This window comes from Pseudarthrobacter sp. rb, from assembly GCF_056389225.1.
Map to the genome: position 1 here is coordinate 1 of NZ_JBWJAR010000023.1, position 19,833 is coordinate 19,833.

The 19,833-nt window shown below is 61.6% G+C and carries 19 protein-coding genes; 12 read left to right on the forward strand and 7 right to left on the reverse strand.

The window, feature by feature from the left end; all coding sequences use genetic code 11:
• From ACWRN3_RS20530 to ACWRN3_RS20580, 11 genes are all read left to right on the forward strand, one after another.
• A partial coding sequence (locus tag ACWRN3_RS20530; protein WP_275181331.1) for an integrase core domain-containing protein occupies positions 1–123 on the forward strand: 123 nt, incomplete at its 5' end.
• A gap of 34 nt (positions 124–157) precedes the next feature.
• Entirely contained in the window at positions 158–1,699 is a 1,542-nt protein-coding gene (locus ACWRN3_RS20535; protein ID WP_476741724.1) for an aldehyde dehydrogenase family protein, read from the forward strand.
• A gap of 93 nt (positions 1,700–1,792) precedes the next feature.
• Positions 1,793–2,560 carry an HAD hydrolase-like protein gene (locus ACWRN3_RS20540; protein WP_476741725.1) on the forward strand — a complete coding sequence of 256 codons (768 nt, stop codon included), beginning with the start codon at positions 1,793–1,795 and terminating at the stop codon, positions 2,558–2,560.
• A gap of 247 nt (positions 2,561–2,807) precedes the next feature.
• On the forward strand, positions 2,808–3,860 hold the full coding sequence (locus ACWRN3_RS20545; RefSeq protein WP_476741726.1) for a Gfo/Idh/MocA family protein: 1,053 nt from the start codon (positions 2,808–2,810) through the stop codon (positions 3,858–3,860).
• Complete coding sequence (locus tag ACWRN3_RS20550) at positions 3,857–5,026, forward strand: Gfo/Idh/MocA family protein (RefSeq protein ID WP_476741727.1); 1,170 nt, start codon at positions 3,857–3,859, stop codon at positions 5,024–5,026. Before ACWRN3_RS20545 ends, ACWRN3_RS20550 begins: the two co-directional genes overlap by 4 nt.
• Before the next feature lie 55 nt (positions 5,027–5,081).
• Entirely contained in the window at positions 5,082–6,059 is a 978-nt protein-coding gene (locus ACWRN3_RS20555) for a substrate-binding domain-containing protein (RefSeq protein WP_476741728.1), read from the forward strand.
• Between the two features lie 114 nt (positions 6,060–6,173).
• Positions 6,174–7,202 carry a zinc-dependent alcohol dehydrogenase gene (locus ACWRN3_RS20560; protein WP_476741729.1) on the forward strand — a complete coding sequence of 343 codons (1,029 nt, stop codon included), beginning with the start codon at positions 6,174–6,176 and terminating at the stop codon, positions 7,200–7,202.
• Positions 7,199–7,957 carry an SDR family oxidoreductase gene (locus tag ACWRN3_RS20565; RefSeq protein ID WP_476741730.1) on the forward strand — a complete coding sequence of 253 codons (759 nt, stop codon included), beginning with the start codon at positions 7,199–7,201 and terminating at the stop codon, positions 7,955–7,957. The genes ACWRN3_RS20560 and ACWRN3_RS20565 overlap by 4 nt, the downstream gene beginning before the upstream one ends.
• A 1,888-nt stretch (positions 7,958–9,845) precedes the next feature.
• A complete protein-coding gene (locus ACWRN3_RS20570; RefSeq protein WP_476741731.1) occupies positions 9,846–10,493 on the forward strand; it encodes a hypothetical protein in 648 nt (215 codons plus the stop codon).
• A complete protein-coding gene (locus ACWRN3_RS20575) occupies positions 10,490–11,323 on the forward strand; it encodes an inositol monophosphatase family protein (protein ID WP_476741732.1) in 834 nt (277 codons plus the stop codon). Before ACWRN3_RS20570 ends, ACWRN3_RS20575 begins: the two co-directional genes overlap by 4 nt.
• A gap of 519 nt (positions 11,324–11,842) precedes the next feature.
• Positions 11,843–12,172 (forward strand): histone-like nucleoid-structuring protein Lsr2, encoded by a 330-nt coding sequence (locus ACWRN3_RS20580; RefSeq protein WP_476741733.1) that lies wholly within the window; start codon positions 11,843–11,845, stop codon positions 12,170–12,172.
• A gap of 94 nt (positions 12,173–12,266) precedes the next feature.
• Here the strand turns inward: ACWRN3_RS20580 and ACWRN3_RS20585 are convergent, their stop codons facing one another.
• From ACWRN3_RS20585 to ACWRN3_RS20610, 6 genes are read right to left on the reverse strand one after another with little or no spacing between them, the layout of a single operon-like run.
• Positions 12,267–12,704 carry a DUF4913 domain-containing protein gene (locus ACWRN3_RS20585; protein ID WP_476741734.1) on the reverse strand — a complete coding sequence of 146 codons (438 nt, stop codon included), beginning with the start codon at positions 12,702–12,704 and terminating at the stop codon, positions 12,267–12,269.
• Positions 12,701–14,485, reverse strand: coding sequence for a type IV secretory system conjugative DNA transfer family protein (locus tag ACWRN3_RS20590; RefSeq protein ID WP_476741735.1), 1,785 nt, complete (start codon positions 14,483–14,485; stop codon positions 12,701–12,703). Before ACWRN3_RS20590 ends, ACWRN3_RS20585 begins: the two co-directional genes overlap by 4 nt.
• On the reverse strand, positions 14,482–16,047 hold the full coding sequence (locus tag ACWRN3_RS20595) for a helicase HerA domain-containing protein (protein ID WP_476741736.1): 1,566 nt from the start codon (positions 16,045–16,047) through the stop codon (positions 14,482–14,484). Before ACWRN3_RS20595 ends, ACWRN3_RS20590 begins: the two co-directional genes overlap by 4 nt.
• Positions 16,047–17,555, reverse strand: a complete 1,509-nt coding sequence (locus ACWRN3_RS20600; protein ID WP_476741737.1) for an SCO6880 family protein — start codon at positions 17,553–17,555, stop codon at positions 16,047–16,049. Before ACWRN3_RS20600 ends, ACWRN3_RS20595 begins: the two co-directional genes overlap by 1 nt.
• Positions 17,542–18,795, reverse strand: coding sequence for a TrbL/VirB6 family protein (locus tag ACWRN3_RS20605; protein WP_476741738.1), 1,254 nt, complete (start codon positions 18,793–18,795; stop codon positions 17,542–17,544). Before ACWRN3_RS20605 ends, ACWRN3_RS20600 begins: the two co-directional genes overlap by 14 nt.
• On the reverse strand, positions 18,792–19,454 hold the full coding sequence (locus ACWRN3_RS20610; protein WP_476741771.1) for a DUF8175 domain-containg protein: 663 nt from the start codon (positions 19,452–19,454) through the stop codon (positions 18,792–18,794). Before ACWRN3_RS20610 ends, ACWRN3_RS20605 begins: the two co-directional genes overlap by 4 nt.
• On the opposite strand from ACWRN3_RS20610, the gene ACWRN3_RS20615 reads away from it, so the two are divergent.
• Positions 19,423–19,560: a hypothetical protein gene (locus tag ACWRN3_RS20615; protein WP_476741772.1), complete on the forward strand. Its 138-nt coding sequence runs from the start codon at positions 19,423–19,425 to the stop codon at positions 19,558–19,560. The two genes, ACWRN3_RS20610 and ACWRN3_RS20615, sit on opposite strands and share 32 nt — an antisense overlap.
• On the opposite strand, the gene ACWRN3_RS20620 is transcribed toward ACWRN3_RS20615, so the two are convergent.
• Positions 19,557–19,826 (reverse strand): hypothetical protein, encoded by a 270-nt coding sequence (locus tag ACWRN3_RS20620; protein WP_476741739.1) that lies wholly within the window; start codon positions 19,824–19,826, stop codon positions 19,557–19,559. The genes ACWRN3_RS20615 and ACWRN3_RS20620 overlap by 4 nt on opposite strands.
• Positions 19,827–19,833: the final 7 nt, after the last annotated feature.

Sequence of the window (19,833 nt, forward strand, 5' to 3'; positions counted from 1 at the left end):
AGCTCAGAAGCCGAACGGCAATCCTGCTACCCCGACTTCATCGAGTACTACAATCAGCGCAGGCCACACACTGCACTCAAAGGCGCCTCACCCGCCAGCCGTGTCACCAACCAACCGGGTTAGTACATCTAGGGCTTCGCAAGGAAGGCTGAACCAGATGACCAACGCACTCAAGCAGCCCCGGCTCATCGGCCACTTCATCCGAGGCAACGACGTTCAGGAAACCCAAGACGAGACCCTCGACCGGCGCGCCCCAGGGACCGACGAAGTCGTCAGCCGGGTCCTGCGCGGCTCCGGGCACGACGTCGACCAGGCCGTCTCCGCTGCGCGGAACGCCTTCGATAGTGGAACCTGGCAGCACGCGTCAGGCATGGGACGTTACAAACTCCTGAACCGGGTCGCCGACCTTATCGAGCGGGACGCGGCCCGCCTGGCACGCCTGGACGCCGAAGAATCAGGCAAACCGATCGTGCTGGCGGAAGGCGACATCGCCGGCGCCGCCGGTCTCTGGCGCTACGCCGCCAGCCTCGCCCTGAACATCCAGGGCAAGTCGTTCACCAGCAACGGCCCCGACTTCACCGGCCTGGTTCTGCGGGAACCAATCGGCGTCGCGGGCCTGATAATTCCGTGGAACTTCCCGGCCCTGATCCTGAGCCAAAAACTGCCGTTCGCCCTCGCCGCCGGCTGCACGGCCGTGGTCAAGCCCTCCGAATTCACCAGCAGTACTGCCCTGGAAATTGCCCGGCTCACCGCCGAAGCCGGACTCCCCGAAGGCGTCCTGAACGTCGTTGTCGGCGACGGATCAACCGGCGGTGCAATCTCCGAACACCGCGACGTTGACCTGGTCTCCTTCACCGGCTCCACGGCGACAGGCCGCAAGGTCGCCGCCGCTTCGGCAGGGAACATGAAAAAGCTATCCCTCGAATTGGGCGGTAAGGCAGCAAACATCGTCTTCGCCGACGCAGACCTCGAAGACGCAGCCGCCGGCGTGGTCTTCGGCGTGAACTTCAATAATGGCGAATGCTGCGTTTCCCAGCCCCGCCTGCTGATCCAGGAGGACGTCGCCGATGAATTCATCGCCGAAGTCGCCAAGCGGACCGCGCAGCTGAAGGTCGGCCAGCCGCTGGACCGCGCTTCAGACGTCGGGGCCCTCATCCACTCCGGGCACCTGGATCACGTCGCCTCCTTCGTGGAGGGCGCTTCGCGCCACGGAGGGGAAGTTATTACGGGCGGCGAACGGCTGACCGGCGGCGAATACGGCAACGGCCAGTTCATCGCGCCGACCATCATCGGCAACGTCACCGCTCAGGCTCCGGCCTTCCAGGACGAAATCTTCGGCCCGGTCTTGACCGTGACCAAGTTCAAGACACAGGCAGAAGCGATCAGCCTTGCCAACAGTGTCGAGTACGGCCTGGCCAACAGCGTGTGGAGCAAGAACACCGACACCCTGCTGGAGACCGCCAAGGCGCTGCGCAGCGGAACCGTTTACGCCAACACCACCATCGACGGCATCCCGCAGATGCCCTTCGGCGGCTACAAAGCCAGCGGTGTCGGCAGGGAAATGGGCGAGGCCGGCTTTGAAGAGTTCACCGAAGTGAAGTCCGTCAACATCCGGACCGGCAAGCGCGCCGGCACCTTCCCCATCCCCGCCAGCCTGGCCGCCAGCGCCGAGGTCCCGGAGCTGACCCCCAGGGACTAACTCCACGCCGCGGCAGCCGCCTTTCTGGCACTGAGAGGTGGCTGCCGCCATCCATGACCGGCTTATCCGCCCTGCTCAAGCAAAGGACCCAAAGTGAACCGTGCCTGGCCTCCCGGGATGCTGCCCCGCCACGTCCGGCACCGCGGCCGCGGCCCGGCGATCCTGTTCGACCTGGACGGGACCCTTGTCGACCCGGCCGGTGGAATCACCGGCGGCATAGCCCACGCACTCCAGGCCGCCGGACATGCCCCGCCCGATGAAGCAATCCTGCGGGCAATGGTCGGTCCGAAACTCCCCGATGCCCTGCTCACCCACACCCCGGCCCCTCCTGAACAAATACCTGAAATCGTTGCCACCTACCGCCGCTGGTACGCCGAAACAGGGATGGCCATGGGAAAGGTCTACCCGGACATCATCGACCTGCTCGACACCCTCGTCGACGAAGGAATCACGCTCGGCGTGGCCACCCAAAAACCCCAGGCCGTCGCCCGCACCATCCTCCGAAAACACGGCATTCACGTCTACTTCGACGCCATCGCGGGGGCACCCGATGAGGAGGCCCTCGCCCCGGGACAGCAAGGGTTTACGCCAGGCAAAGCGGACATCATCGCCAACGCCCTCGACGCGCTTGCCCCCACCACGGCAGTCATGATCGGCGACCGTGCCCAGGACGTGGAAGGCGCATTGGCCAACAACATCGCATGCGTCGGTGCAGGATGGGGCTACGGGAGCCCCGGCGAACTAAAAGAAGCAGGAGCCGTCATCGTGCTCCCCGAAGCGAAAGACATCACCCCCCAGCTGCTGCGGGAAGTAAGTCGGCAACCCGCCCACCCTGTACCCAAGGGTGCGAAAACCCTCTAAAACAAAGACACTCAGAAGCATCGGAGGGTCCGCGTCAGGCGCTAACCCGCGGTGCTCTTTGTGCTGCCCGCTAAGGCCGCGTTGGTTGGGCGTTCGCCCTAGTGTCTCCGGCCGCTACAGGGCTGCACACGCACTTCAGGTATTTGGTGATGGATAACGGTATTTAGTCAAAGCTATTGAACAGTTGATGTCCATAGCTAAAAGTGGTCCACATCACCCATCACACTCACGAAAGTTTTGCTACCGCATGCATGAACAGACAGTGATTCGATTCGGCATCCTGGGCAACGCCGCAGTTTTCCGGAAGGCCTTGCGCCCCGCCTTCGAACGGTCGAGCGTCGCCACTCTTGCTGCCGTCGGATCGTCACGGGCGACCGGAGAGCAGTACCCGCCCCAGAAGAACGGCTCCCCCGTTGCTGAATACTTCGGCGAGGAGGCATACCAGGCAGTCATCGACGATCCGAACGTCGACGCCGTGTACATCCCATTGCCCAATCATTTGCACAGGGAATGGACGCTCAAAGCTGCTGCTGCCGGTAAGCATGTTCTCTGTGAAAAGCCCCTGGGCGTCACCGCCGCCGACGCGGCGGACATGATCCGGGCCTGCAGGGAGAATGGCGTCCACCTCATGGAAGCCTTCATGTACCGCTACAATCCCCAGCACCAAAGGTCACTGGCGATCGCCGCATCAGGGGAAATCGGTGAGCTGCGCCTTGTCCGGGTCGGATTCTCCGTCCCGCTCCCCGACCCGGCCACCAACGTCCGTTTCCAGGACTACCCGGGCGCCGGTGCCCTGCACGATGTCGGCAGCTACGGCATCAACGTGTGCCGGTGGATGTTCGGGGTCGAACCCACAAGGGCACACGCCCTTACCGCCAACCTTCCCGGCGCGGACGCCGACATCCTGCACACCGTCAGCCTTGAATTTCCCGACGGCCGGATGGCGACGATCAGCGGAGGGCTGGGGCAGGCCTACAGGAGCTTCTACGAACTCGTGGGCACCACAGGCCGGGTGGAGGTCGAAAGGCCCTTCGCCACACCCCCGTTCGTGGAATCCGACGGGCCGCTCCGGCTCAAAGTAGACGACGGACACGCTATCCGGGAAGAACTCTTCGCCGACGAAAGCCAGTACGACACCCAGATTGAAGCGTTCTGCAGCCTCCTCAACGGCAACCCCGACGATGCTTACAGCACCGAGGATTCGCTGCGGAACATGCGCGTCCTCGATGCCTGCCTTGCATCGGCACGCTCCGGGTCCGCGGAACTGGTCCAGCGCAGCGAAGTAGGAGCCGTGCGGTGACGGAAACTGTGAACATCGCAGTTGTCGGGCTGAACTTCGGGGCATCTTTCGTCCCCAGCTACAAGTTCCACCCGCTCGTTGGCGAGGTGACCATCTGTGATTTCAACCGTGACCTGGTCACCCAAGTCGGTGACCGCTGGGGCATCACCAAGCGCGCCTACTCACTTGAGGAGGTCCTGAACGACCCCGACATTGACGCCGTTCACTTGCTCACCAACATCACCGGGCACGCCGACCAGGCCGTGGCGGTCCTTGACGCAGGGAAGCACTGCGCGGTCGCAGTGCCGATGGCTTTGACGCTGGAGGACGTGGCAAGGATTGTCGCTGCCCAGGAGAAATCCGGGAAGGTGTACATGCTCGCAGAGACCGTCATCTTCACCAGGAACTTCCTCTTCGTACAGCAGCTTCTGAAGTCCGGCCAGATGGGCAACATTCAGTTCATGCGCGGCGCCCACTACCAGGACATGGACGGCTGGCCCGCCTACTGGAAGGGCATGCCTCCGATGTACTACGCCACCCATGCGCTGGCACCGGCCTACGCCGCCACGAAATCCCGTGCCAAGCGTGTGGTGTGCTTCGGGTCCGGAAAAATGCGGGAACGTCTTCACGAGCCGTATGGGAATCCGTATCCCATGCAGACCGCGCTGTTTCAAATGGAAGACGACACCCTCGCCGAGGTCACCAGGACCCTGTTTCACAACCCGCGGGGCTACACCGAAGCCTTCACCGTCGGCGGAGACAACATCACCTTCGAAACCGGGCAGCTCGACACTGATCTGCCCGTGATGTGGAAATACAAAGACGACGGCGTCTTCGATCCCGACATGAAGCTGACCACCTACACCACGATGGGCCGGGAAGTAACCGAAGAACGCATCGACCCGCCCGACCAGCTGCACCTCATCCCGGAGCAAATCCACAAGTACACCAGGTCACACAGCGTGACCAGCCTGAGTGATCCCGAGGACGTGTTTGAGTACAACACGATCGGCGGATTCCACCCTCACCTCGTCCACGAATTCATCAATGCAGTCACCGGTCAAAAGACACCCGAATTCGACATCTACCGCGCCTCCGACCTCACGGCAGCCTGCCTTGCGGCCCACGAATCGGCCATGGCTGGTGGCCGCGACACCGTGATCCATAGCTTTCGGCAACCCGAGTAACACCCACCAACCCACATCAGCAAGATCCCAACCACACTCAATGAGGAGCAAAACCATGTCCGCACGCAATCTCAAATGGAGAGCCACCATCGCCCTGACAGGCATCGTGCTCAGCTCGACGGCACTGACCGCATGCAACCGCGACACGGGGGCAGCCGCCTCCGGGGGCAGCGCTGGTGGCATGATCATCGGATTCTCCCAAGGCACCATGAACCACCCCTGGCGGGTTGCCATGGTTGACGACAATGTCGCCTACGCCAAAGAAAACCTCCCTAACGTTGAGGTGAAGGTCACGGACGGCCAGAACAGTGCATCAACCCAGGCAAGCAACGTCGAAGCCCTCATCGCCCAGCATCCCAAGGCCATCGTCCTTTCACCGCTGACCGCTGACGCACTGACCCCCGTGGCCAAGAAAGCCATGGACGCCGGCATCCCCGTCATCACTCTCGACCGTGAAGTCAACACCCCTGTGACATCACACATCGGCGCCGACAACAAACTGATCGCCGAAGAAGCTGGTAAATTCATGGGCGAAAAACTCGGCGGCAACGGCAACATCATCGAAATCCAGGGCACCGCCGGCGCCTCGGCCACGATCGACCGCAACAGCGGCTTCGTTGACGCGATCTCCAAGTTTCCCGGTCTGAAGATCGTTGCCTCCACCGATGGTGACTACCAGCGCAACAACGCCACCAAGTTCATCGAAAACAACATCCAGCGCTTCAAGTCCGGCGAAGTCACCGCTGTATACGCCCACAACGACGAAATGGCCCTCGGCGCCCGGCTCGCCCTCGAACAGGCAGGCGTCGCGGACAAGGTCACCATCGTCAGCATCGACGGCCAGAACGAAGCCATCCAGGCCGTCGCCGATGGAAAACTCGCTGCCACCTTCACCTACCCCTTCTGCGCACCTGAAGGCATCAAAGCTGCCTACGACGCCGCAACAGGCAAGACCGTCGAAAAGAAGATCGTCCTCAAGTCGCTGAAGATCGACGCCGAAAACGCCAAGGACTACATCGGCAAGGGCTTCTAACACCGTCCACCGTGGGTGCCGACGCAAGGTGCGTCGGCACCCACTCATTCACCAGCAGAACGCCTTCCTGGATACCCAGTCCTCACATTCGCACCCACTCAGGAGCCTCAAGCCATGCTCGCCGCTGTGTATGACTCAGCCCGCACCATCAGAACCCGAAGTGTGGCCGTCCCCGACCCCGGGCCGGGAGAGGTCAGGATAGACGTGGCATACACCGGTGTCTGCGGCACGGACTTACACATCTACCACGGGCACATGGACTCCCGGGTTCAAGCGCCCACCGTCATCGGCCACGAAATGTCCGGAACCATCGCCGCGCTCGGACCCGGGGTTACCAACTGGGCCCTGGGGGACCCGGTAACAGTCATGCCAATGCGCTGGTGCGGAACGTGCCCCGCCTGTCTGGCCGGCCACTCGCACATCTGTCATCGCTTGGAATTCATCGGTATCGATGCCGCTGGATCCATGCAGAACAGCTGGATCGTTCCCGCCGAACTTCTGGTAGCACTTCCGGTGAGCCTGGACCTTGCCTCTGCGGCACTGGTCGAACCAGTCGCCGTCGCCGTGCACGATGTCCGGCGGGCCGAGCTCGACAGACACGACACCGCAGTTGTCGTCGGTGGCGGACCGGTTGGACTCCTCATAGCTCAGGTAGCCACACTGGCGGGAGCCGATGTCCTGATCTTCGAAGTGGACGCCTACCGAAGAAGGCTCGCCGCCGAACTGGGACTGCGGGCCGCTGATCCCCTAGCCTTATCCCCCGTTGACACGGTCAACGCCTGGACAAAGGGCGCCGGCGCGACAGCTGCATTCGAAGTATCCGGTGCAGCAGCCGGCGTGGACACTGCCGTCTCCGTCCTCGGTGTCAGAGGCCGTCTCGTCCAAGTAGCAATTCACTCAGACCCCCGCCCTGTGGACTTGCACCGGTTCTTCTGGCGCGAACTCCAACTTCTCGGAGCACGCCTTTACAACGGAAGTGATTTCGTCCGGGCCGTCGAACTCGTTGCCGATGCCAAAATCCGGGTACGTCCGCTCATCTCGGCCACCGTGCCCCTGGCTGAAGCATACAAAGCCTTCGATGCTCTCGAAGCCGGTGGCGCCATGAAAATCCTGGTGGACTGCAGAACGCAGGTCGCGCCGTGAACCATCTCTTCGACATCAGCGGAACAACAGCCCTGGTGACGGGCGCCCGCCGTGGTATCGGATTTTCCATGGCCACAGCCTTGGCGGCTGCGGGAGCCGATATCATCGCCGTTAGCGCCAATCTGGAAAGCAGGGGCAGCGACATCGAAAAGGCCATCCTCGCCCTTGGCCGGGAATTTGAAGCACACCAGGTCGACTTCGCCGATCCGGAAGCCGTCGCGATATTCAGCAGCTCGATGAGAAACCGCAGGATCGACATCCTTATCAACAACGCCGGAACCATCCGCCGCAGTCCAGCAGCCGAGCATACAGACGCGGATTTTTCCGCAGTCCTGCAAATCAACCTTGCATCCCAGTTCACGATTGCCCGCGAAATCGGCGCCGGAATGCTGGAAAGAGGTAGGGGAAAGATCGTCTTCACAGCGTCACTGCTGAGCTTCCAAGGCGGCATCAACGTACCCGGATACACCGCGGCCAAGTCCGGAATCGCCGGTCTGACGAAAGCACTGGCCAATGAATGGGCCGGGCGTGGCGTACAGGTGAACGCGATCGCGCCGGGATACATAGCTACCGACAACACTGCCGCCTTGCGACATGACGCAGCCCGGGCACCCGCAATACTGGATCGAATCCCCGCAGGACGATGGGGAACGCCGGAGGATCTCGCCGGAGCAACGGTCTTCCTATCCTCTCCCGCTTCCGACTACATCAACGGAATCCTGCTTCCCGTCGACGGCGGATGGTTAGGCCGGTAGGACCAACTCAAGCTCACCGGCAAAATGCCTGGAAACAAAACCAGGACGGAGAACCGCCCGTGCACACGGTCCCACATCGTCGAGCTAAAACCTTCGGCGGAGTGTGCGCGGGCGGTCACGCTCAGAAAACTTGAGGAGAAAGATGCTCATAGCCCACTTTGTAGTCACTACTCGTGAGGAACGGGACACTGAACTCGCGCGGGCCCTCGTAACTGCCAAAATGCAAGCTGCCGCGACAGGGAACCACGGAGTTCTGGTCACCAGACACGACTTTTCCCGGTTCTCGGTCTCCCTCAGTGAAACCGTGCCTTACGGAATCATCCACGAACGAGACTATGCTCAGGCCGACGTAAGCAGGCAGCCCTTCCGCGTGCATGACCCCGCAACGCCGCCGACATCATGAGGAATGACATGTCCGCAACGAATGCGCCCACCACCGAGAGTCCCGCCAGCCTGCCTACCCCGTGGCGACCAGTCGATGACTGGTCCACCCTCAAGGATCACCATGTGGAGATACACATCGGTGGGAAGTTGATTGACCAAGGGCGTGTGGATGACGTCACACCTGACGGCGCAGTCCTCTGGTTGATGCTCGATGGAGCATCAGGTCGGCGCATCATCGAAAACCAACCGGGGACCTATGTTCGATCAACCGCACCCAAATAAGTACACCCCAACCTTACGAACGTAACCCTTATGGGTAACCGTCGTCATTGAGGAACTCGAGGCGAGAAGTCCCTTGCAGCTTGTGAGAGCGGCGATGAGCATCCAGCGATTGAGGAGGGAGCAAACACTGGAACCCCTTACTAAAAGACGCCAGCGCGCTGACGAATACAAGCACTCCGCCCGCACCAACCCTGGATCGCCTCAGCATTTCCAGCCGGGAAGTGTTGTGGTTGTCCTTGGCGTGATGTATCCAAGCGTCCTCCCGCAGCTTGTCGAAGCGAACACCTGCCTTGATTTGGTGCCCCTAGCGCCTGGTTTGGTCACAGGCCGGCAAAGCGTGGACGTGGTCTTCTACGACCCGCTGTCTTCCAGCTGTAACGGTAAGGAGGTTCCCCGCGCCCCGGAGCATGGAAGGAATATTAAGAGCGATGGCCACGTGAAGCGTACGGAGGCTCAAAAAGCTGTTGCTCGCGATTTGGCTTTGCTTTGGGCGGGAAAACGCAAGTACTTACCACCCCTCGACGGCCATCATTTTCGGAGATCAGATCCGTGATTCACACGTCCCTGCTCGACCACCGAAAGAACTATGGGAGCCTTCATCACACCAATATCTCTCGAAATTTTCGACTGGAAAGGGATCAGACCCGGTGATGAGATCGAGGTGCTCGATAACGGCTTTGTCATTGCACGTGGAGTAATCGAAGATCTGGCTTCAGATCAAAGCCTCATCCGGCTCAAGCTCTCTTATGGGAGAGGTGAACGAACGTACAGCCGGGAGGACGGATGGCAGGTTAGTACTATCCGCCGGAAATCGTGAACACAGCCGTGACGTTTAATCACTCCTTATCTGCAGTTTCAGGGCGATGAACTTCATGAGGTGAGGCACACCCCAACACCACGTCAGGTAGCCTGAGTCAGCGTGTCAGACTAGGGCCTAAACGCGGCTTCCTCCACGGTGGCATCAAGACGTTCTAGGTCTCACCCTGACAGAACTGATTCCAGTCTCCATGCTAAAAAATGGATGCCGCGGCGTTCCAGAGTCGTTGGACGACCAGAGTCTTGGTTCAAAGCCTCTCCCTAGGGCGGGGCGAACTGATTGATGAGCGCTCGTTTTGCCGTCAAATCCCCTTACGCCTTCAACGCTCGGCGGAAAGTTTAGCCCGATTGCCGACCCTTGCGTTGCGTTGCGGCCCAATGTCCGGAAACCGAATAGACTCGCGTCATGGATGCACTGAACGTCTTGGGATTTGTAATTGGTGTTGCTGGCACGCTAGTTGGTGTTATTGGTGTTATTCTCACCATCTATTACGCTAAAAAGGCGGTTAGGTCCCAAGAGCAAGTCAAACGTTTAGAAGGTCTAAGAAAGCGCCTGGACTGGACTGAGATACAAACGGCGGCAAGCGACTTGGCTCAAAGTCTGACGGCAAAAGGCGTTATGCCGAGCGCGTTTGTCACCCCCGGACTAAACGGTGCCACGTTTGCCAACCTCTTACGTGACGCTCTGGGGTCAAGCGCACCTGTTTATGTGGGCGTAAGCCACTGGAAAGAAGACGACCCAAAAGACGGTACCCTGATCGAAGAGGATGCCGCGGCATATGTGAGCTTAGAAACTTCTAAGTGGCGGGTATTTCTTCCGCGGGTACCATCTGCTGTCGCCGGTGGCACGGTATTACTGGTCGATGACTTGGTTATGAGTGGCGATTTTCTTGTCTCTGCGCGCGCCCAGCTTCTGAAATCAGGAATCTCCAATGTAACAACGGCAGCGATCGTTACAACAGAGGTAGCGTCAAGGGGAAAGAAGGCGCCTGAACATTCCTGGTTGACTACTAATGAAACCGAATTTTACTTTCCATGGGGGCGGTCGCGATGAGGCTTTCCGCACTTCAGGAGCTGAGGGCAAGTGTTATTGAGATTGTCAGTGTTGAGGCAAGCAAGGTTAGGGATTACGTCGATAGGGGCTCCGGGGGTCAACACCGGCAGAAGTCATCTCAGGGTGACCTTGCAACCCGATTGGACGGCGAGATAGAGGAAAGTTTAAAGCTCCGGTTATCGAGCATTCTTCCCCAAGCTGCCTTTCTGGGTGAGGAATCTTCTGGTTCCACTGATGCTCCCTTCTCCTGGGTGGTTGACCCTATTGACGGGACGACTAATGTTGTTCACGGCGTAAGGCACGCCGCAGTATCAGTTGCCTTAATCGACCGAGAGACTACGATCATGGGCGTGGTCTATAGCGTATTCGAGGACATTGCCTACTCCTCCGTAAAGGGCTTAGGAGCGTTCAAGAGCAGCCCCCTCGCTCCAGAGCGGACCGATGAACGCCTTAGGGTATCGACGGTAGATTCGCTTCGAAGTTCTCTCCTTAGCTTTGGGCTTCCCTATGATAGAGAAAAGTCAGGGCAGATATTTATGGCTGCCGCTCGGATGTTCGAAGCATGCCAAGATCTTCGTCGAAACGGATCTGCCGCCCTTGACCTCGTAGCAATTGCGAAAGGGTCCACTGAAGGGCATTTTGAGAAGGACTTGCGTTTATGGGACGTAGCTGCCGCTGCATTGATTCTTTCCGAGGCGGGGGGCAGCGTATCCACTTGGACTGATACACCACTTGGTCAGGATAAGTCTCATGGAAAATTCGATGTGCTTGCGTCAAATTCTCGTGTTCACAGTGAAGCGGTAGAAATACTTAAGAACGTCAAAATTTAGACGTCGTAATGGTTCACGATTTTCCTCTGCATCAGCCACCTATCCCGAAAGCCTCAGACATTTGGCGGATTTGCTCGGCTAGTCCCAGCAGATGCCCCGCACCTTGCTTGTCTACTAGCGGGCGACGCTTCACGTATCTCGAGCTCCGTGGGAACTCGGCAGACCGTGTAGCCCACAGGGCAGTTCTGTTAGGCGAGCAGCCTCGCGGGCCCCGTCCATCAGCCATTCGTGCCTCATCGAATAAGCGATGGTGGGGTCCACGAGCTTGTTAGCTTGTTGAGGCAGGACGTCCGCTGGTCATGTCAGCGGCCAAATTTTCCCGTGATTTGAAAACCTTATCTTCGGGTTAAAGCCCAATCAAAAAGATAGAGGCGGTCATAGGCGCTGGAGGGGTTAACGTTGTTGGCTGGTACGCCTGAATCTTGTTCCTGTTGAGGCTCGTGTGGTGCATGCTTCAACCAGGACACAGGTCGTCGACTATGGACAATCCGGAGGGCATCGGACTGCTAGCCTTAATCTATGGCAAAAAAGACAGTTGTGTTGCTGGAAGATGATATTGATGGCTCGGAAGCGACCGAAACGTTGTCCTTCGCCCTTGATGGTAGTGAATACGAGATTGACCTCAACGAGGGCCACGCCGGCGAACTGCGTCAAGCTCTGGCGCGCTTTACTAACGCTGGACGCAAAATATCCGGTGGACGTAGCCGGTCTGCATCCCGTCCTAAGTCTTCGCATGGTGGCCCGGACGCGAAAGCGGTACGGATGTGGGCGGTTGAGAACGGCATCCAAATAAATACTCGTGGTCGTATTCAAGCGGAAGTCGTAGAGAAGTACGAAGCCGCTCACTAGGGCCGAAATAAAGAAAAGTCGGAGCTGGGATCTATAACGGATCCCAGCCCCGACTTATATTATTGGGCTGTCGTCTTCCTGTAGCTGCCGGATTTCAGGTGGGAATAGTTCGCACGTCCGGAAACCAGCCGGCTGGGGCCTTCTTTGGTTCGAGGTGTTCGGGGTCGCGGTGCTTTTGCATGTCGCATTTGTAGAACGGTCCGCGCGGGTCGAGGAGCACGCTCATGTGGTGGTCTGCGTGGTCTTTGAACCAGACGCTCATGCCGGTGGCTCCGTCGAGTCTGAGGTGTTCCCAGGCCCTCCACAGTGCTTCCAGGCGTGAGACAGCTTCTGGGTGGAAGTACCATTCGATGCACCACTTGGCGGCGCGACCGTCAACATCCCGGACGAAAGTGGGCAACAGCTGCTCGTGCAGGAATTCTTCGGCCGAGCCGTAGACCAGCTGCGGGGGCTGTTGTTCATCGGCCCGAGCGCCGGTGTCCTCTACGTCCGAACTGGGAGCTTCACCGAATCGGCCGATATCGATAGTCATGCCGTACTCCCCTGCCCGGTCACCCATGGATTTGCGACTGGTGCCGCTGCTACCGGTACTGGTTCTTCCTCCTGCTGTGGGCTGTACTTTTTGATGGATGCTTCCACGGCGTCCTTGTGTGGCCCCGTGTACCAGGGCATGGTCCGGACCAAGGTGGCCGGAGCGCCGGAGGCGAGGACGACGGCGCGGCCGCGGTCCAGTTCGGCGAGGTTGGAGACGTCGAAGATGCGTTCCTTGGCTTCCTGACGGGAGCGGCTCGAGCCGGACTTCCCGGATGAGACGGAGATGTTGATGTAGCTGTAGTCCCCGATCAGGTCAGAGAGGGCGCGGAGGAACCCTTCTTCGGCGACACCGCCGCCATAGACCTTGACGTTCGCGGCGGACCAAATCTTCCGCATGTTCGCCTCGCCCCAGAGCTCCACGCCTTGGGACCACGACTGCAGGATGCCCATGACGATCAGGCCCTTGGAGCCGTAGTGGCTGAACTGATCCGGCAGGCCGGCCCAGCGGACCACGTTGGCCAGCTCGTCCAGGGCGAAGAGGGCAGGCTTGGGAAGGCGACCCCCACTGCGTTCGGCCCGTTCCTCCATAGCCTCGGCGATAGCGACTGTGAGGGCTGTGGTGAGTGGTGCGGCTGAGCCTGCCCCTTCCTTGGAGAGGATGTAGATCGTCTCCTGGGACGCTGCGAAGGCGTGCGGGTTGAACTGCCGACGCGCATCCGTGGCCACGTTGGCACCACGGGTGGGTGCGACCCAGCGGAGCGTGTTGCGGCTCTTGAGGCACTGGATCATCTTCTCGGCGGTGCCGAAGATACCGTCGCGCTGCTTGTCTGCCAGCTTCAGCGTGGACTCCAGTCCCTTGTACTGCAACTCGTAGTTATGCTCCCGGAGGATTTCGATGGGTTCCTGGCTGACCTGCTCGGTCACCCACAGGTAGACCTGGGTGATCGGCAGGCCGCCCAGTGCTGCAGCGAGGAAGTAGGAGGAAAGAATGTCTTCGGCTTTGGGGTCGAAGTAGGCATCCGGCTTCGACCCGAGAACCCGTGAGCCGGCCGCGAAGTGTTGGGTGAGCTTGTACGCCTTCTCTTCGTCGGTGACGTAGGAGAGGGGGTTCCACCACCAGTCCGGTTCTTCCTGGGCGATCTTCTGCGGATCGAACACCCACACCGGGGCCGTGGCTTCGCGGATGCCACGGGTACCGTCCACCACGTCACGCTTATTGGACGTCGAGACCACCGCGCCGGGAGCGTCCAGGATCGCGGGGATCACCCGCGAGGTGGATTTACCGGTCCGGGGCCCCCAGATGTCGAGGCTGAGGTCTTCCCAGGACTGGACGAACTTCTGGCCGGTGGCAACCACCTTGCCCACGACGACGCCGGGGTTGTCCTTGATTCCCAGCCGTTCGGCCTTGGCTTGCGCACCCTTCTCGGAGAAGGCTGCCAGGGACTTGCCACGGCCAAGGTAGCGGGCGGCTTTGTCCACGCGGGCGCGCTTGGACGCACCTTGCCGCCACGCCACCAGGACGACGACGGCCAAGCCCAAGACCAGGCCCGCCATGACGCAAACGACGACGGTGGACTGGGTCGGCCACGGCACGTTGCCCTTGATCAGGCCGGCAATCAGGTCAACGGGGTGGGCCGGCGGGGTGTCGATGCCGGCCATCCAGGACCCGATGTGTGCTGCGGCGTACGTGCCGCCGCCGAAGACGACGATGAAGCCGATTGCCAGCCATACGAGGATGGCGTCACCGAGGCCCATGCCTTTGCGGTTTGGTGCGCTCACAGGGAGCCTCCTTCAGTCGGCATGATCGGTGCTGCCGGGTCGAGGATTGGTTCCGGGGATCCGTGCCATTTCCCGTCGGTGTCGTTGACCCCGTCGGGGCCGTGCTCCACGGAGGTCAGGCCGACCTGGACCGGGATTCCGGGGCGGCCGCCGACCTTGATGAGGAACTTCCCACGCCCGGGTGGTTCGACGTCGACACCGCGGGAGTCCCACGCTGGCGGGTCCTGCCAGGAAATGAGTTTCTGTTGTTCCTGCCGGGACAGCGGTATCGCGGAGGTCAGCAGCGGCATTTCGGAGGCGGGAAGCCCGCCGCAGATGACCATGCCGGAGCGTTCGACAAATCCCCGGGCTTTCATCCGGTCCTCCTCGGCGGAGAGCGCCAGCAGGTCGGACATGGTGTGGGAGATCATGATCTGCCCAACGCCCACGGACCGGTTGAGCCGGGTGAGGGCGTCCACCCGGTCGACCATCCCCTTGCCGGCACGCAGGGCCCGCCACAGCTCATCCAGGACCACGAAGTAGTTCCTGCGCGGCTCCAGCCCTGCATCGGCGAGGGCGTTGGCGACGTTCACGGTGCCGAAGCCGTAGGACCAGCAGGCCAGCAGCACGGCGGCCTGCAAGTCTGTTTCGGTCTCATCGATGCTGGAGACATCGAAGACGACAGCGCGGTCCCGCTTCATCGGGTTCGTGGTTTGCCGGGAGAAGATTTCGCCGAGCTTTCCGCCCCCGGTCAGGCCCAGCAGGGTTGCTTCCAGCGCCCGGGTTTCCTGCAGGTAGATGTTCATGTCGCCGCGGTCCAGCGCGACCTGGCGCAGCTCGTCGGGCGCGGAGACGATGACGTCCAGCAGGTCTTTCAGGACCGGGACGCCGTCGAAGCGTTCATCGAGGACGCGCAGCGCCCGGTCCAGGATGGTCTGCTCCTGGTCGGTGGGCGGGTTGTTCCGGCTGATGGTGATGAGAGAGACGACCATGGTCAGGCGCCGGCCGTGGGCGTCGGCACGGACCCGGGCTGCGTCTTCGTGGTGGCCGCTGTCTTCCAGCAGCTGGGCGGCTTCGACGGCCTGCCCGGGGTCGAGAATGTTCATGTAGCCGACGCCGCGGCCGAGCTTGATGACCTGGCCGTCGAGGGCTTTGACGGCTTTGACGTGCTCGCCTTTGAGGTCACCCAGGATCAGCGGGTGAACGCCCTGGGCGGAGAGGCCGATGAACATCCGCCGCACCACCGTTGACTTTCCGAGGCCGGGCTTGCCGAGGATGAACGCGGACGGGTTGGAAATCAGGCGTGCGCGCTGGAACCAGCTGATCGGGTCACAGCACACCGTTGCCTGCGTTTCCTCATGCCGGCCGAGCGGGACACCGATCATGGGCGATGAGGCACCGGAAGAGAACGGCCACAGCCCGCAGACCTGCACGGTTGTTCCCCGATACTCCCGAACGGACGGGAGCAGCTGGGCCATGCCGCCGCCCCGTCCGGCCCAGCCCCGCGAGCCCGGCCCTGCTTCCTTCGCCGGAGCTTTTGCTGTCTTTACTGTCTTTGCTGTCAAAAGTCCCATGCGGGCCATTAGAGGGCGTCCTTAATCTCGGTGGGCACCATGCTGTGCTTGGGCAGGACCAGACCCAGCGGCAGGGACCCTGCGAACGCGGTGTCCTGGGAGCCGTAGGCGCGGCGCAGCAGCACTCGGGCGGTACCGGAGGTCTGCTCGATGGCGGCAACGGCGTCCGGCAGGCGTTTCTTATCGGTCACCGTGGCGGTGACGACCATGCCGAAGTTCACCAGACCGGCGCCTTGGGCTTCTTCCTGGGCAGTCTGCGCAGCAGAGCGGGCATCGATCAGTGCCCGTGCTGTGGGGCGGTTGCCGGAGGTGATGCGGACGTTGGCGTTGTTCTGGTCCCGCTCAACGACCGTTGCGGCGCGGGCTGAGTCCATCGGGCGGTAGAGCAGGGATACGCGTTTGCGGTCGATGTCGCCGTGCGGGGCGAGCAGCCGGGAGAGGACCGAGGAGTTCACGGAGCCGCGGGGTGCACCGGTCATGGTCCAGGAGGCCGAGAATGCGGAGTCGTGGCGGTAGTCGGTCCAGCTTGCCTGGGTCGCGGTCGGGCCAACGTCGCTCCAGCTCAGGGATACCGGGGTGCCGGCGGCGTGGGCTTCGTCGATGATCAGCGCTGCGGGCGGGTCGTAGGCGATCCGTACGACCTCGCAGAGTTCCTGCGCGGACATGGGCCGGGCGATCCCTGCCCCGGTGGACTGCAGCCGTGCCGATAGGGCGGGGATCCGGGAGGCCAGGTCGCGGGCAACATCTTCCGGGGTGCGCTTCTTCGACCCTGCGCGCAGGGAGGCGTTGAAGGTCAGGGACACCCAGGCGCGGACCGTGGCCGATCCTTCCGGGTAGGTGTCGACGACCTCATGGAGCATGTCCTTGGCGAACTGCGGAGCGTTCGGGTCCATGTTCATCAGGACTTCGTTCCGCAGCCGGTACCCGGAGTCCGGGGCGGTCTCAACGGTCACGGCCGCGGCATCAAGGCCGGCCTCGTCGGCGAGCCCGGCGAGCCAGCCGCCCCAGTTGGCGACCCAGGCATCGACCTGCTCCGGGTCAACAAGGGAAGCCCCGTCCGGTTCGGTGGAGAAGATCACGGTGAAGTGGCTGGTGGCCGGTACGTGCAACATGGCGAACGGTCGCTTGTAGGAGTCGGTGAACTCGTACAGGGTGGACTTCGCCGCCAGTCCGGGGATCTGGTACATGCCCCACTCGGTCACGCCAAGGGGGCCGGAACGGTACAGGTTGGTGCCGGAGGACTTGGACAACTTGAAAGCCAGTCGGGTACCGAAACGGTCCACTACGGACTGGCCGTGCTTGTCTTTCACGGTCAGCAGCAGCGCGCAGGCGCCGGCGACGGCAAGGACGCCCAGGCCGACGAACAGGCCCCAGATGGCGAAGCTGACGATGCCCAGAAGGAGTCCGACCATGACGATGCCGGTGCCGATAGCGCCGAGGTTGCCGAGTCCGGCTGAGCGCGGGACGCGCCAGTTGCCGTAGGACGGTTCCTTGTATTCGGTGTTAATTGCTGCCACTGGGGCCCTCCCCGGTTGAATCCTGCGCGGTCGTCTTGATTGCCTCTGATGTCCTGGACGCCACCTGTACGCCTGCGGCTACGGCCATGCCAGCCGGGCCGGTAGCCGCGGCCCCGGTCGTGGCTGCAGCGTTTCCGGCGGGTGCTGCCGCTCCCGCCGCACCTGCCTTACCGGCCGCTCCGCCCGGGCCTGTAGCGCCGGGCGTCGGCTGCCCTCCCCCGCCCCGAGGGCCGGAGGATCCGGGGCTTCCTTTGGGAGAGCTGCCTGCGTTCGGGCTGGGTGTATTGCTGGTGCTTGCTGGGATCGGTGCTGCATTACCCCGCCCGCTGCTGGTGCGGCCCATGGAGACCGCTCCGGTGGCAACAGCACCCACAGCCGTTCCGGCCGCTGCGCCGCTCCCAGAGGCAACGGCTCCGACCATTGGGGTGACGAACCGCATCAGGGCTGGAAGCGCGAACAAGGCCACGATCATGATGGTGAACCCGCTGATGGAGCCTACGAGGGCGTCACGGCCGCTCGTGTTGCCCATCAGCAGAAATGCGACTGAGTACACGATGGCTGCCGCAGGCTTGTAGAGGATGAAGGCGATGGTCCAGCCGACGGCCTTTTGGAACCATTGCCTGCCCATCTCGGTGTTCGTGAAAGCGGCGGTGGTGGGCAGGATGCCGGCCAGGATCACCAGCATGCCGCTGCGCACCACCATCAGCACGATCTGGACTAGGGATGCGATCAATCCGACGAGGCCCAGAACGATCAGAATGAAGGCCCCGACACCGGTCTGGCCCGTTACAACGAGGACGTGCATCGATTCCGCGAAACCCTTCCCGTCGGTGGACCGCTGGATGATCGCGGCCGCGAAGGCGTCTGCCGCGATGATCAAGATGGAGATGACGCCCACACCAAGGCTGGACACCACCGTGAGGGTGATGAGGGAGCGCAAGAGATCTTTCAACGGTGCGCCCCTCTGCTCCCAAATCATGCGGATTCCTCCGATGATGACTGCCAGGACGGCCAAGGTTAGCGTCCAGGGCCACAGCTGGCTGTTCACGGTGGTGACCACCGGGCTCGCTCCGGTGCGGTCTTCACTGATGAGGTTCACGGTTGGCATGGAGACCCAGAAGGTCGAGAGGGTTGTCACCATCTGGCTCATTCCCTCCATGATGGATTTCGCCAAGTGGCTGATTGCATCGTCGGCGAGGCCCTGAACCCAGTCCCCAACGGGGTTCCATGTGGGTTTCATGCCCCACTCCACGGGATAAAGCCGGACAGGTCCCGGACCTGTCGCGGTTCTTCCAGCGGTACGCCGTTATCAGAGACGACGCCTTTCCAATCACCGTCCTGCCAAAGCAATGTTGTGCGAACGGAGGCAAGCGCACCGTTGTCTGCCTTGAATGCCAAGTCGACGACGGCTTGGTTGGCCGTATAGGAGACGTTGAATCCGGCGATCTGGATTTTCACGGCTGAAGCGGGAGCCTGAGTCTGGGGCGCTTTCATGCCTGCCTCGCGCCCAGGTCCCTCTGCCGCGAGCTGTTCGGCGATGGCACGTTCTTTTGAAGGGTCGCTGCCCAGAGCCCAAAGGTTCACAGCCGCGTAAAGCGCCCCCTTTGGCGTGTGGGCGAAGCAAGACCTGATCCCCTGGGCATCTGTCTTTCCCGGACCGATTTGTGGGTCGGTGGGAGCAGCCATCGTTCCTACCAGCTCCCATCTGGTTTCGGGTGCGGCGCCGAGGGACGTCTCCGGTGCGGTCGGAAGACCGCAAACGCTGCTGTCAGCGGCAGAGGCGCTGGGGCTGGCAGCAGGCGTGCTCCCGGTTCCGGGAGTTGGTGGTGCTGGTTGTGCATCACTCTGTCCTTTGGGGAGCAGGAAGATGACAATTCCTGCTGCCAGCAGCGTGACCACCAGCGCGGCCGCGATGATGAAGCCGGGTTTGGTAAACGGATTGCTTTCGGTGCTGGTCTCTGTTGACTGGCTCATACGGAACCTCCCGTTGGTGGTGCTGGTTTAGACGAAGGCGCGGACGATGCCCGCGGCTCCGGTGATGATGATGCAGCCCATGAGGACCCAGCCGAGCTTGCCGATTGCCTGTGCGCCTTCACCGCGCTGGAGCTGGATGACCATGCCGATGCCGACGATGATGACGCCCAGGACGCCGAGGACCAGGCCGATGCCGGAGGCCCAGTTCAGGATGGTCAGCAGGCCGCCGGCCTGTGCCGGGACGACGGGGGTGGGGTTGGGAATGACGCTGATGGGGGGTGCAGTGAACGTGTTCATGGTGAGA